Annotated in this window: 13 protein-coding genes; 6 read left to right on the top strand and 7 right to left on the bottom strand. The window is 63.3% G+C overall.

Annotated elements, in window-relative coordinates; all coding sequences use genetic code 11:
• Window positions 1–6 precede the first annotated feature (6 nt).
• Window positions 7–903, top strand: coding sequence for a KPN_02809 family neutral zinc metallopeptidase (gene ypfJ / locus ACX5I4_RS11860; protein WP_461836839.1), 897 nt, complete (start codon window positions 7–9; stop codon window positions 901–903).
• A gap of 86 nt (window positions 904–989) precedes the next feature.
• Here the strand turns inward: ypfJ and ACX5I4_RS11865 are convergent, their stop codons facing one another.
• From ACX5I4_RS11865 to ACX5I4_RS11890, 6 genes are read right to left on the bottom strand one after another with little or no spacing between them, the layout of a single operon-like run.
• Window positions 990–1,322 carry a metal-sulfur cluster assembly factor gene (locus ACX5I4_RS11865; RefSeq protein WP_059389266.1) on the bottom strand — a complete coding sequence of 111 codons (333 nt, stop codon included), beginning with the start codon at window positions 1,320–1,322 and terminating at the stop codon, window positions 990–992.
• A 14-nt stretch (window positions 1,323–1,336) separates the two neighbouring features.
• Window positions 1,337–2,131: a Fe-S cluster assembly ATPase SufC gene (sufC, locus tag ACX5I4_RS11870; protein WP_461836840.1), complete on the bottom strand. Its 795-nt coding sequence runs from the start codon at window positions 2,129–2,131 to the stop codon at window positions 1,337–1,339.
• Between the two features lie 38 nt (window positions 2,132–2,169).
• The gene (locus ACX5I4_RS11875) at window positions 2,170–2,526 is read right to left on the bottom strand and encodes a non-heme iron oxygenase ferredoxin subunit (protein WP_059389267.1); all 357 of its coding nucleotides are present in this window, start codon (window positions 2,524–2,526) and stop codon (window positions 2,170–2,172) included.
• 26 nt (window positions 2,527–2,552) lie between these two features.
• On the bottom strand, window positions 2,553–3,869 hold the full coding sequence (gene sufD, locus ACX5I4_RS11880) for a Fe-S cluster assembly protein SufD (RefSeq protein ID WP_461836841.1): 1,317 nt from the start codon (window positions 3,867–3,869) through the stop codon (window positions 2,553–2,555).
• A 2-nt stretch (window positions 3,870–3,871) separates the two neighbouring features.
• Window positions 3,872–5,347, bottom strand: coding sequence for a Fe-S cluster assembly protein SufB (sufB, locus tag ACX5I4_RS11885; RefSeq protein ID WP_269998473.1), 1,476 nt, complete (start codon window positions 5,345–5,347; stop codon window positions 3,872–3,874).
• Between the two features lie 11 nt (window positions 5,348–5,358).
• Entirely contained in the window at window positions 5,359–6,171 is an 813-nt protein-coding gene (locus ACX5I4_RS11890; RefSeq protein ID WP_461836842.1) for a helix-turn-helix transcriptional regulator, read from the bottom strand.
• Window positions 6,172–6,281: 110 nt separating this feature from the next.
• Here ACX5I4_RS11890 and ACX5I4_RS11895 point away from each other — a divergent pair, with 110 nt between their 5' ends.
• From ACX5I4_RS11895 to ACX5I4_RS11905, 3 genes are read left to right on the top strand one after another with little or no spacing between them, the layout of a single operon-like run.
• On the top strand, window positions 6,282–7,247 hold the full coding sequence (locus tag ACX5I4_RS11895) for an ABC transporter ATP-binding protein (protein ID WP_461836843.1): 966 nt from the start codon (window positions 6,282–6,284) through the stop codon (window positions 7,245–7,247).
• The gene (locus ACX5I4_RS11900) at window positions 7,244–8,020 is read left to right on the top strand and encodes an ABC transporter permease (RefSeq protein WP_461836844.1); all 777 of its coding nucleotides are present in this window, start codon (window positions 7,244–7,246) and stop codon (window positions 8,018–8,020) included. The genes ACX5I4_RS11895 and ACX5I4_RS11900 overlap by 4 nt, the downstream gene beginning before the upstream one ends.
• A gap of 54 nt (window positions 8,021–8,074) precedes the next feature.
• The gene (locus tag ACX5I4_RS11905; RefSeq protein WP_461836845.1) at window positions 8,075–9,019 is read left to right on the top strand and encodes a COX15/CtaA family protein; all 945 of its coding nucleotides are present in this window, start codon (window positions 8,075–8,077) and stop codon (window positions 9,017–9,019) included.
• Window positions 9,020–9,197: 178 nt separating this feature from the next.
• On the opposite strand, the gene ACX5I4_RS11910 is transcribed toward ACX5I4_RS11905, so the two are convergent.
• Entirely contained in the window at window positions 9,198–10,160 is a 963-nt protein-coding gene (locus tag ACX5I4_RS11910; RefSeq protein WP_461836846.1) for a heme o synthase, read from the bottom strand.
• 413 nt (window positions 10,161–10,573) lie between these two features.
• On the opposite strand from ACX5I4_RS11910, the gene tkt reads away from it, so the two are divergent.
• On the top strand, window positions 10,574–12,691 hold the full coding sequence (gene tkt / locus ACX5I4_RS11915; protein ID WP_461838706.1) for a transketolase: 2,118 nt from the start codon (window positions 10,574–10,576) through the stop codon (window positions 12,689–12,691).
• A gap of 56 nt (window positions 12,692–12,747) precedes the next feature.
• On the top strand, window positions 12,748–13,866 hold the full coding sequence (gene tal / locus ACX5I4_RS11920) for a transaldolase (RefSeq protein ID WP_461836847.1): 1,119 nt from the start codon (window positions 12,748–12,750) through the stop codon (window positions 13,864–13,866).
• The last annotated feature ends 3 nt before the right edge of the window (window positions 13,867–13,869 follow it).

Raw genomic sequence — 13,869 nt, forward strand, 5'->3', positions numbered from 1 at the left:
GGGACTATGAGTTTCAATGACGGGGCGGAACTGGACCCCAGCCAAGTACAAGACCGGCGCGGCGGCGGCATGGGGCGGGGAACGAAGATCGGCGGCGGCATCGGAGGCGGGATCGTTGTCCTCCTCGCGGTCTTGTTCGGCATCAACCCGAGCTTGCTCGAGGGCCTCACAGGCCAGCAGCAGCCGCCCGCCGTGAGCCAGTCTTCGGGTGGCACGCAGGAATGCCGGACGGGCGCGGACGCCGACAAACGGCTCGACTGCCGGATTACAGGTACCGTCAACAGCCTCAATGCCTTTTGGCCCGCCTATCTGGCCGACTACAAGGTGAAGTACCCGCAGCCAAAAACCGTGATCTTCAGCGGTGCCACGAGCACCGGTTGCGGTCCGGCCTCCACCGAGGTTGGTCCGTTCTACTGCCCCGCAGACACCACGGCCTACTTCGATCCCGGATTCTTCCAGGAGCTTGTGGACCGCTTTGGCTCCTCCGGCGGTCCGCTCGCGCAGGAGTATGTGGTTGCCCATGAGTTCGGCCATCACATCCAGAACATCCTGGGGAATCTGGACAAGGCCCAAGAGGATCCTCAAGGTCCGAAATCCGGTGGCGTGCGCGTGGAGCTCCAGGCCGACTGCTACGCGGGCCTGTGGGTCAAATACGCCAGCACCACCAAGGACCCCAAAACCGGGCGGCCCTTCCTCGATCCGCTCACGAAGCAGGATATCCAGGATGCCCTGTCCGCTGCCTCGTCCGTGGGCGATGACCGCATCCAGAAGGCGGCCACCGGGAGGGTTTCCCCGGAGTCCTGGACCCACGGTTCAAGCGCCCAGCGGCAAAAGTGGTTCTCGCAGGGTTACAACACCGGCGACATCAACAAGTGCGATACTTTCGGCGTGGCCCAGCCTTAAGCGCACTGGACAGGAGTACGACGGCGGCCGGCCACCTTCGCGGGAAGGTGACCGGCCGCCGTCGTACTCTAGGGAAGCGGTGGGGACTAGATGTTGAAGCCGAGGGCCCGCATCTGGTCCTTGCCGTCGTCGGTGATCCGCTCGGGACCCCATGGCGGCATCCATACCCAGTTGAGGCGCCAGTCGTCCACGATGCCGTCGAGGGATTGGCCGACTTGCTCTTCAAGGACATCCGTCAGCGGACAAGCTGCCGTCGTCAACGTCATGTCGATGAGCAGCGCGCCGTCCTCCTCCGAGTACTTCAGACCGTAGAGCAGCCCAAGGTCCACCACGTTGACACCGAGTTCCGGGTCAATGACATCCTTGAGCGCCTCCTCGACGTCCTCGAGGCTGGTGCGAGCCGCGTTGATTTCGGTCATGGCGGGAGTCCTAACTAGGCCTGTGCTGCTGCGGCAGCAGCAATGGTGGCTGCGCCGGCGCCCGTGGCGTAACGGTCGTAGCCTTCTTCTTCGAGACGGTCGGCCAATTCGGGGCCGCCCTCTTCAACAACCTGGCCATCAACAAACACGTGGACGAAGTCCGGCTTGATGTAGCGCAGGATGCGGGTGTAGTGGGTGATGAGCAAGGTACCCATGTTGCCCGTGGCGTGGGCGCGGTTGACGCCCTCGGACACGACCTTGAGCGCGTCGACGTCCAGGCCGGAGTCGGTCTCGTCAAGCACGGCGAACTTCGGCTTGAAGAGTTCGAGCTGGAGGATCTCCACGCGCTTCTTTTCGCCTCCGGAGAAGCCTTCGTTGACGTTGCGCTGCGCGAAGTCGGCATCGATGCGCAGCTGCTGCATGGCCGCCTTGACGTCCTTGGTCCAGGTACGGAGGGCCGGTGCTTCGCCGTCGATTGCCGTCTTGGCGGTGCGCAGGAAGTTGGTCATGGTGACGCCCGGAACCTCTACGGGGTACTGCATGGCCAGGAAGACGCCTGCACGGGCACGCTGGTCGACGCTCATGGCCAGGACGTCTTCGCCGTCGAGCGTGATGCTGCCGCTCGTGACGTTGTAGCGCGGGTGGCCGGCAATGGTGGACGCCAGGGTGGACTTGCCCGAACCGTTGGGGCCCATGATTGCGTGGGTCTCGCCGGTCTTGATGGTCAGGCTGACGCCCTTCAGGATCTCCTTGGTGCCCTGCTCCGTCTCGATGCTGACGTGCAGGTCCTTGATCTCAAGAGTAGACATGCTCTTCTTTCTTTCGTAAGTCTTTAGGCTCTTGGCGCTCAGTAGTTCTGTACTGAAGCGCCGTTCACAACGTTGGTCACGTCCACGTAGACGTCGTCACCGTCGAGGGTGACGGCGAAGACCGGGACGGGGTCATAGGCAGGGAGCTGCAAGGGCTGTCCGGTGCGGAGATCGAACTGGGAACCGTGGCCCCAGCATTCGATTGCGCAGCCTTCGATTTCACCCTCGGCGAGCGAAATGTCGGCATGCGAGCAGGTGTCGCCGATGGCGTGGATCTCGCCCATCGAGTCCTTGACGATGGCTACGGGGTAGTCATCGATCAGGATGCGCAGCGCTTGCTTGACCTGGATCTCGTTGGCGTTGCATACCAGTTCGCCTTGTGGCTGATCGCTCATAGTCTGTTTTCCCTGCTTGGCTTCTGTTAGTTGTCGCTCGCGGCGAGCTCACGCTCAACAGCTTCGGTGAGGCGCTCTTCGAGGGCCGGTACCTTGATCTGCTGGATGATCTCGTTGAGGAAGCCGCGCACCACCAAACGGCGGGCGACGTCTTCCGGGATGCCGCGTGCCATGAGGTAGAACAAGTGTTCGTCATCGAAGCGTCCGGTGGCGCTGGCGTGGCCGGCCCCCTCGATCAGCCCGGTTTCAATTTCGAGGTTCGGCACGGAGTCCGCGCGTGCACCGTCTGTGAGGACCAGGTTGCGGTTTGCCTCATAGGTGTCGGTGCCTTCAGCTTCCTTGCGGATCAGGACGTCGCCAACCCACACAGTGTGTGCGTTGCGGCCCTGGAGCGCGCCCTTGTACAGGACATTGGACTTGCAGTTGGCCACGGCGTGGTCAACAAACAAGCGCTGCTCGAGGTGCTGGCCGGCGTCGGCGAAGTACAGGCCGAACATCTCGGCTTCCGCGCCCGGCCCAGTGAAGCGGGTGGACGGAGTCAAGCGCACGAGGTCGCCACCGAGGCTGACCACGATGTGCTTGAACTTGGCATCACGGCCCAGCTTGGCCTGCTGCGAAGAAGCGTGGACGGCGTCGTCGTTCCATTCCTGGAGCGAGATAACGGTCAGGTCGGCACCGTCTTCCACCAGGATTTCGACGTTTTCCGAAACGATCGCGCTGCCCTGGTGGTCCAGGACGATCCGGGCCTTGGAGAAGCGCTCTGCCACGATCACAATGTGCTGGGCGGAAGCTTCAGTGGAGGTGCCGGTCAGCAGGACGGACACTTCGCCGTCGAGCTGGAGCTCGGCGGGTACCGTGATGACGGTGGCCTCGGTGAAGTTCTCCCAGGCGTTGGCGGACACGCGGTCCTCCGGGATGGCCGCCAAGCCGATGCGGCGGTCTTCCCGGCCTACGGTTTCGACGACGACGCCGTCCGGTGCCGTAACAGCCACAGACGGTGCCGAACCCGAGAGGACCTCGGTGTGAAGGCCGCGAAGCCGCTTGAGCGGGGTGAAGCGCCAGTCTTCTTCCAGGCCGGTGAGGGGCTTGAAGTCAGCCAGCTTGTACGAGGTCAGCCGACCTGCACGCGAGCTGTCCGGGACACCGACGCCGCCACCGTGGGAGTGGCTCTTGGCGGAGGCTCCGGCAAGCGGACCGGCCGACGGCGCCTGTTCCGATGTGGTGGAGGTATTGGTTCCCGTGTTGACGGGCGAGAGGTTCTCGCCTTCTTCGGTGAAGCCGTCGATAAATGGCTGTGCCGACGGCGCGCCGATGCGCGCCTTTTCAGTAGTGATTTCAGTCATTGCTAACCGACGGATCCTTCCATCTGCAGTTCAATCAGGCGGTTGAGTTCAAGGGCGTATTCCATAGGCAACTCACGGGCAATCGGCTCAATGAAGCCGCGCACGATCATGGCCATGGCCTCGTCCTCGGGCATACCGCGGGACATCAGATAGAAGAGTTGCTCCTCACTGACTCGGGAAACGGTGGCCTCGTGACCCATCACCACGTCATCCTCGCGGATGTCGATGTAGGGATAGGTATCGGAACGGGAAATCGTGTCAACCAACAAGGCGTCGCAACGCACGGTGTTGGCGGAGTGCTTGGCGCCTTCGCGGACCTGGACCAGGCCGCGGTATGCTGCACGACCGCCGCCTCGGGCCACGGACTTGGAGATGATGGAGCTCTTAGTGTTCGGCGCGATGTGGACCATCTTGGAGCCGGTGTCCTGGTGCTGGCCCTCGCCCGCGAAGGCGATGGACAGGGTCTCACCCTTGGCGTGCTCGCCGACCAGGTAGACAGCCGGGTACTTCATGGTCACCTTGGAGCCGATGTTGCCATCGATCCACTCCATGGTGGCGCCTTCTTCGCAGATAGCGCGCTTGGTGACCAGGTTGTACACGTTGGTGGACCAGTTCTGGATGGTCGTGTAACGGACGCGGGCGCCCTTCTTCACGATGATTTCCACCACGGCGGAATGCAAGGAGTCCGAAGTGTAGATCGGAGCGGTGCAGCCTTCGATGTAGTGGACGTAGGAGTCCTCGTCCGCAATGATCAGGGTGCGCTCGAACTGGCCCATGTTCTCCGTGTTGATGCGGAAGTAGGCCTGCAGCGGGATGTCCACGTGGACGCCCTTGGGGACGTACACGAAGGAACCGCCGGACCACACAGCCGTGTTCAGCGAAGCGAACTTGTTGTCGCCCACGGGAATGATGGTGCCGAAGTACTCCTGGAAGATCTCCGGGTGCTCGCGAAGCGCAGTATCGGTGTCCAGGAAGATGACACCCTGCTTCTCCAGGTCCTCACGGATCTGGTGGTACACCACCTCGGACTCGTACTGCGCGGCCACGCCGGACACGAGGCGGCTGCGCTCAGCTTCCGGGATGCCCAGCTTCTCGTAGGTGTTGCGGATGTCCTCGGGGAGGTCTTCCCACGTGGCAGCCTGCTTCTCCGTGGAGCGCACGAAGTACTTGATGTTGTCGAAGTCGATGCCCGAAAGGTCTGCACCCCACGTGGGCATGGGCTTGCGGTCGAAGTACTTCAAGCCCTTCAAGCGGAGGTCCAGCATCCACTGCGGCTCACTCTTCTTGGCCGAAATGTCGCGAACTACCTCTTCGTTGAGACCACGGCGGGCGTTTGCGCCGACGTCGTTCTTGTCAGCCCATCCGTACTCGTAGTTGCCAATACCGTGCAGCTCGGGATTCTTCTCCAGAATCTCCGAGATCACAGCACCGTCAGCTAGCGCTTTCTCTGCTGTTCCTTCAGCTAATTGACCCGTCATCACGGCCTTTCTTACTGATTGTTGGATTCGACATGGGGCGTGGCCCGCAGCTTGGGAAACCCGAGGGCCTCCCTAGCGGCTGGCCTGCCGGTAGGAATGTGGGTTGTGCAGACGTGTCCGCCCTGCGCGAGGGTGGAGAGCCTGCGGACATCGACGCCGACCAAACGGGAAAACAGTTCGGTCTCCGTGTCGCAAAAAACGGGAAATTCTGCTGCGAGTTGCTGGATAGGGCAGTGTCCCTGGCACAACTGGACGCTGGAGAGGGAAGCCGGCAAGGGTACCTTGGTCTCAACCGAGGCAGCCGATGCAACGTAGCCGTCCCGGCTCAGTGCCTCGGACAATGCCACCGCACGAGCAGCGATATCGGAGCCTGCCCGGTCGACTTCGGGTGCGTAGCGCTCCTCCATCTCGGCAAATCGCTCTACTGCATAGTCCCTGACGGCTTGTTCGCCCGCAAGGTCCCGCAGGCGACGCAGCGCGGAACTGGCGATATTGAGGTAGTCATCTCCGAGCTTCGACTGGCCCTGGGAGCTGAGGACATAGCGACGGGCGGGACGGCCCGCCCCGGCCCCTGCCTTCGCGACGCGTTTCACCTCGATGACCCCGGAGCGCTGAAGGTGGTCCAGGTGCCGGCGGACCGCCGCAGGGGTGAAACCCAGCATGTCGCCGAGTTCGGCCGCACTGACAGGGCCATGCTCCAACACGGCGTTGAGAACACGGTCCCGGGTGCGGTCTTCCGCATCAGCCACGCCAACGGCGGTGCCGCCGGGCATGGGCATGGCTGCGCTGTGTCGCGTTGCGGGCACAGAAACAGAACTCCTCATGGAATACACAACACAATCATGTCGTAATTTAGTCCGTGCATCCAGTAAGGCAAGGCTGGCCTGCGGTACCCCGCCCGCGGCACCCCTACTACTTCACGTAGAATACTTTGGTGCGATCCCCCGAATCCCCTGTCCTCACCATCGATGGACTCATCAAGGACGTCGGCCCGCTGGCTTCCCTTGACGGCAAGATGCTCCGGGTAGTCAGCGGCCTGTCTATGTTCGCAGAACGCGGCCAGATCACCGCCTTGTTGGGCGCCAATGGCGCAGGAAAAACAACCACCCTCGAATGCGCCCAAGGACTCCAAAAGCGTACCGGCGGCCGCATCGAACTGCTTGGCGAGGACCCGGACACAGCCGGAGCGAACCTTCGTTCGCGTGTCGGCGTGATGCTGCAGGACGGGGGCTTGCCGCCGTCGGCCCGCCCCATTCCCTTGCTCCGGCACATTGCCGGCATGTATCAAAGCCCCCTTCCCTTGGACGGCCTGATAGAACGGCTGGGAATCGACACTTTCAGCCGCACAGGCGTCCGCCGCTTGTCCGGAGGGCAGAAGCAACGGCTTTCACTTGCAGCCGCCCTGATCGGCAATCCCGAAGTCCTGTTCCTCGACGAGCCCAGCGCAGGCCTGGATCCCCAGTCCCGCCAAATCGTCTTTGAACTCATCGCCGAACTGCGGGATGCGGGCATGGGCATCATCCTCACCACACACCTCATGGACGACGCCCAGAGGCTTGCGGACTACGTGTACATCATCGACGCCGGACGCAATGTTGCAGAGGGCACCGTTGCCGACTTGCTGAGCCACGGTCACGAAGCCATGGACGGGGTGACCGAACGCACCCTTTTCTTTGATGCTCCAGCGGGCCTCGACATTGCCGCGGCTATCGGTGACGAGCTGACCATCACGGAAAGCCGGGCAGGCAGTTACGCGATCGCCGGAACCCTGACGCCGCAACACCTGGCGAAACTTACGGCCTGGTGGGCAGAGAAGGGCATCATGCCGGCTTCCCTTCGCTTGGAGGCACGCAGTTTGGAAGACGTTTTCCTGGACATTTCCGGAAGGGACATCCGATGACCAGCGCATCGCCTGTGCTCGGCACGCCGCACGCCGGACCCGCCCCCTTGCTCCGCAGGATCCTGCTCCAAGGCCGCTACGAAACCTTGACCATGATCCGGAACGGCGAACAGCTGATCCTCGCGGTGATCATGCCTTTGTTGGCCTTGGTGGGACTAACGGTTACACCCCTGCTCGATGGCTTGGGTGCCAACCGCGTGGACATCGCGACCCCGGGCGTCCTCGCTCTGTGCGCCATGTCCACGGCGTTCACCGGCCAAGGCATCGCCACCGGCTTCGACCGTCGCTACGGTGTGCTCCGCTTCCTCTCGACCACTCCCCTGGGCCGGACCGGCCTCATTGCGGGCAAGATCATCGCCGTCTTGGCCGTCCTGGTCCTCCAGGTCCTGGTGATCGGCGCCGTGGCCGCGTTGCTGGGCTGGCATCCGCGTCCCGAAGGCTGGCTTCCGGGCCTGGGCCTTTTGGTTCTCGGCGCTGCAGCCTTCACTGCGCTCGGGCTCCTGGTTGCCGGCACGGTGCGGCCGGAGGCAACGCTTGCCATTACGAACTTGCTCTGGATCCTACTTGGCGCACTCGGGGGAATCGTGGTTCCCGCCGAACGCCTGCCGGTCCTCGCACAGAACATCGTGCATTTCCTGCCGTCCGGCGCCTTGGGACAATCGCTCCGGGACGCTTTCCTGCATGGCAATATTTCCTGGCCTTACGTGCTTGTGCTGCTGTTGTGGACGGTTGTCCCCGGGGCGGCCGCGGTCCGCTGGTTCAAGTGGAACTAGGCGTTCCGGAACCGAACCCTCAGCCTGAAATGAGATCCGAGAATTGAGAAATCTGTGAGCACGGCTTCCCGCCTCCCGAAGTCCATCCAGCAATTGGCAGCAAGACTGCCCACCGAAGTCAACAGGACCATCCGCAGGCTGGCAATGCTGTCACTGATCGGCCAGACGGTCCTCGTGGTTACCGGCGGCGCTGTCCGGCTGACTTCATCGGGTCTAGGCTGCCCGACATGGCCGCGCTGCACCAGCAGTTCCCTCGTCAATACTCCGGAAATGGGCATCCACGGCTTTATCGAATTCGGTAACCGGATGCTGACGTTCGCCTTGGCCGCCGTCGCCGTCCTGATGCTGGTGTACTTGTGGAATCTCCGCAAGGAGCGTCGGGACCTTTTCCTCCTGGCTCTTGGCCTGCTCGCGAGCATTCCTGCACAGGCCATCATTGGTGGCATCACTGTGCTGTCCAATCTGAACCCCTGGGTTGTCGGACTGCACTTCCTCGTTTCGATGGCCCTCGTCGTCTTCTCCACGCTCCTGGTCAACCGCGCCTACGGCCGGACCGGCGGCTTCATGACCCGCCCGCTGGCCGCTATTCCCGGCGCAGTGAGCCCCGTCATGACCGCCGTCGCATTCTTCTCCGCTGTCGCCGTGTGCCTGGGCGTCGTGGTGACTGGCGCCGGCCCCCACGCCGGCGACGCCAACGCCCCCCGCAACGATCTCGACTGGGACCTCTTCTCGCACATCCACGCCGTCCCTGCGTACCTGATCACGGCGGGAGCCCTGTTCGCGGTCTACTTCGTGTTGCGCAAGGGACTCATCGGCCCGTTCCGCACGGCGACGTTCCTGCTGCTCGGCGTGACCATTCTTCAGGCAATCATCGGCTTCACGCAGTACTACAACGGCATTCCCGCCCTTCTCGTCGGAGCGCACATGTTGGGCGCCGCCCTCCTCATGAGTGCCGCCACCAACGCGGCGGATGTGGCGCGGTTCAGCCCCAAGCTCTGACCGCCGAGCGGTTGCTCGCCTCGCGCCTTAGCCAAAGCGAAAGACCCTCCTTCACATCTTGTGACGTGAAGGAGGGTCTTCTGTTTTACCGCAATAGGTGAGCGAGCGTTTGGGAAAAGGGCGCCATACGTGAGCGGGCATCCTTCGACGACGGCCGGCGGCTTCGGCGACGGCGCTGCTAGCCGCCGATGATCGGGGAACCGATGAACGGGTCCACGGCGAGGGCGATGAAGAGCAGGGTCAGGTAGCTGATGGAGCCGTGGAAGACCTTCATGGCTCCCTTGTTCGACACGTCGCCGCCCTGGGCCCGGTTGTAAAGGGCGTGGGATTCATACAGGAACCAGGCGCCTGCGAGGACGGCGGCAATCGTGTAAACCCAGCCCGCCCCACCCACCGGCACCATGAGCAGCGAGCAGGCAACCATGGCCCACGCGTAGAGAACCACCTGCACGGAAACCACCTTGGCACCGGCGATGGCGCCCAGCATGGGGACGTTGGCGTTCCGGTAGTCCTCGCCGTAGCGCATCGAGAGCGGCCAGTAGTGCGGCGGAGTCCAGAGGAAGATCACCATGAAGAGCACGACGGCGGGCCATTGGACCGTGTTTGTCACCGCGGCCCACGCGATAAGCACCGGGAAGCACCCTGCAGCGCCGCCCCACACGATGTTCTGGGCCGTGCGGCGCTTGAGGATCATCGTGTAGATGACAACGTAGAAAACAATCGCACCGAGGCCAAGCCATGCCGAAAGCGGGTTGGCCCCGAACCACAGGATGGCGATCGAGGCGGCGCCAAGGATCCAAGCGAAGACAAGCGCTTCGCGAGGAGTGACTTCGCCCGTCACAAGGGGCCGCTTTTCCGTGCGGTGCATCAACTTGTCGATGTCACGGTCGATGTAACAGTTGAACACCCCCGCGCTGCCGGCCGCGAAGGCGCCACCGACCAACGTGGCCAGGATCAACCCGATGGAGGGAAAGCCGCGCTCGGCGAAGATCATGGTGGGCAGGGTGCTGACCAGCAGCAACTCGATCACACGGGGTTTGGTCAGTGCCAGATACGCCTTGAACTTACGGGACATTCCGCGCTTCCCCGCAGCCGGGGAAGCATTGAGGGGCGTATCTGTTGTGCTCACGTTGGCAGTCACTCTGTTCTTTGCTGGTGTTGTCAAGGCAGGTTTCTCGCGGCGGCGGCACCTCGCTTCGGCCTCCAGATATCATACCGTGGCCTGTCCGACGCCACGGCACCGGCGAACTTTCCCATGTTTCCGAAAGTTCACCGGCACTTTGACGTCGCGGTGATTCATAAAACGGAATTTGCGTCCATTTTTTGAGATTCCCACCATTTGGGGCCCGGAACCGGGCTAAGCTGTCTGCAGATCAGCTCACGCAGGTTTCCGAGAAAGCGTATTCTCAGATTTGCATGTCTGGATGATAGATCAACGTTTCAATGGTGAACGGCTGGTAGACACTTCGCAGCGGGCGCCATCCTGTGCCCGAGGCTTGCCATGTCCCAACACCCGCCGTCAGCACAGAGAGGGGCTCGGTTTACGTGCCACATTTGGAAGAGCAAGAACTGACTTGGACCAGCCTGGACCAGCGCGCCGTGGACACCGTCCGCGTTTTGGCCGCTGACGCCGTCGAGAAGGTCGGCAACGGTCACCCCGGCACGGCCATGAGCCTTGCACCCGCCGCATACCTTCTCTTCCAGAAGCTGATGCGCCACGACCCGAAGAACCCTGACTGGATCGGCCGCGACCGCTTCATCCTGTCCCCCGGCCACACGTCCCTGACCCTGTACATCCAGCTGTTCCTTTCCGGCTACGGCCTGGAGCTGAAGGACCTCGAGGCCCTCCGCACCTGGGGATCGCTGACCCCCGGCCACCCGGAATACAAGCACACCGCCGGCGTCGAGATCACCACCGGCCCGCTCGGCCAGGGCCTGGCCTCCTCGGTGGGCTTCGCATACTCGCAGCGCCGCCAGCGCGGCCTGTTCGACGCCGACGCAGCTGCGGGCACCAGCCCGTTCGACCACACCATCTGGGTCATCGCCTCCGACGGCGACCTCCAGGAAGGCGTGACCTCGGAGGCTTCCTCCCTGGCCGGCCACCAGGAACTGGGCAACCTCGTGGTCATCTACGACGAAAACCACATCTCCATCGAAGACGACACCGACATCGCCTTCACCGAAGACGTGCTCAAGCGCTACGAAGCCTACGGCTGGCACACCCAGCGCGTGGACTGGACCAAGACCGGCGAATACGTCGAAGACGTCCAGGAGCTCTACGGCGCCCTGCTCGCCGCCAAGGCCGAAACCACCAAGCCGTCCATCATCTCGCTGCGCACCATCATCGGCTACCCGGCCCCCAAGAAGCAGAACACCGGCAAGATCCACGGTTCCGCCCTCGGCGCCGAGGAAGTCGCAGCACTGAAGGAAGTCCTGGGCTTCGACCCCGAGCGTTCCTTCCAGGTTGACGAGGACGTCCTGGCACACGCCCGCGCCGTCGTCGAACGCGGCGCAGCCGCCCGCAGCGAATGGCAGGCATCCTTCGAGGCATGGCAGGCCGCCAACCCCGACAACGCGGCACTGCTGGAGCGCATCGAAGCCAAGAAGCTTCCTGTCGAGCTCGACGCCGCACTGCCGGTGTTCGAAGCAGGCAAGGACGTCTCCACCCGCGCCGCTTCCGGCAAGGTCCTGAACGCGATCGGTCCGGTCCTTCCGGAACTGTGGGGCGGCTCGGCCGACCTCGCCGAGTCCAACAACACCACCATTGAGGGTTCGCCGTCGTTCATCCCGGCCTCGCGCTCCACCGGCGCGTGGAAGGGCAACCCGTACGGCCGGGTGCTGCACTTCGGTATCCGTGAGCACGCCGCGGCATCGATCGTGAACGGCATCTCGCTGCACGGCCGGACCCGGGCGTTCTCCGGTACGTTCCTGATCTTCAGTGACTACCAGCGCCCCGCAATCCGCCTTGGCGCCCTCATGGGTGTTCCGTCGCTGTACGTATGGACCCACGATTCCATCGGCCTGGGCGAAGACGGCCCCACCCACCAGCCGGTGGAACAGCTGTCTACCCTGCGCGCCATCCCCGGCCTGGATGTTGTCCGTCCGGGCGATGCCAACGAGGTGGCCGCAGCATGGAAGACCATGCTCGAGAACCACGAGAACCCTGCCGGCATCGTTCTGACCCGCCAGAACATCCCGACCTACGCACGTGGCGAGGGCGTTGCCGAGGGCGACACCTTCGGCTCCACCGCAGGCGTTGCGAAGGGCGGCTACGTCCTGGCAGAGGCTTCGAAGGACGGCACCACGATCCCGGCCGAAGTCATCCTGATCGGCACCGGTTCCGAGGTCCAGCTCGCCGTGAACGCCCGCGAAGCGCTCCAGGCCGAAGGCATCGCCACCCGCGTTGTCTCCATGCCGTGCGTCGAGTGGTTCAACAAGCAGGACGCCGCGTACCGCGAGTCCGTGCTTCCGGCCGCCGTCAAGGCCCGTGTTTCGGTTGAGGCCGGCCTGGCACTGGGCTGGAAGGAATTCGTCGGCGACGCCGGCCGTTCCATCAGCCTCGAGCACTTCGGCGCATCCGCAGACTACAAGCGCCTCTTCAAGGAGTTCGGCATCACGGCAGAAGCAGTCGCCGCCGCCGCCAAGGACTCCCTTGACGGTCTCGGTAGCTGAAAACGCGCCTGAGACGAATTCGACTGCAACGAATAGATTTCCAAGGAGAAAAAGAAATGACTACGACTCCCACCCAGCAGCTTTCCGACGCCGGCGTGTCCATCTGGCTTGATGACCTTTCCCGTGAACGCCTGTCCAGCGGCAGCCTGCAGAAGCTCATCGAAGAGAAGAACGTGGTTGGCGTGACCACCAACCCGTCCATCTTCCACGCCGCCATCACTTCCGGCAGCGACTACGACGCCGTGATCGCCGAAGAGGCCGCGAAGGGCGCCACTGTCGAAGAGACCGTCTTCGAGATCACCACCCGCGACGTCGCCGACGCTTGCGATCTCTTCGCGCCGATCGCCGCAGCGAGCAAGGGCGTGGACGGCCGCGTCTCCATCGAGGTGGACCCCCGCCTTGCCTGGGACACCGAAGGCACCATCGCAGAGGCCAAGCACCTCTACAAGAAGGTCAACAAGGACAACGTCCACATCAAGATCCCGGCAACCCTTGAAGGCCTCGCCGCCATCACGGCAACCCTGGCCGAGGGCATCAGCGTCAACGTGACCCTGATCTTCTCCCTCGAGCGCTACCGCGCCGTCATCAACGCCTTCCAGTCCGGCCTTGAGCTCGCCAAGGAAAACGGTCACGACCTCTCCACGATCCACTCCGTGGCATCCTTCTTCGTTTCCCGCGTGGACACCGAGATCGACAAGCGCCTCAATGCCCTGGGCACCGAGGAAGCCAAGGCCCTCAAGGGCAAGGCCGGCGTCGCGAACGCCCGCCTCGCCTACCAGGTCTACGAAGAGCTGTTCTCCACCGAGCGCTGGGCAGTCCTGGCCGAGGCCGGCGCGCTTCCCCAGCGTCCGCTGTGGGCTTCGACCGGCGTCAAGGACCCGTCCTACCCCGACACCCTGTACGTGACCGAACTGGTCGCAGCGGGCGTCGTGAACACCATGCCGGAAAAGACCCTCGACGCCACGTTCGACCACGGAGTGGTCACCGGCGACACCGTCTCCGGCACCTACGAGGAAGCAAACAACGTCCTCAACGCACTTGAGGGCCTGGGCATCTCCTACAACGACGTCGTCGCGATCCTCGAATCCGAGGGCCTGGACAAGTTCGTGGCCAGCTGGAAGGAACTTCTGGCCGACGTCGAAGGCGCCCTCGCCTCTGCACGGAAGGCTTCCTAACCC

The organism is Arthrobacter sp. MMS24-S77 (genome assembly GCF_054888235.1).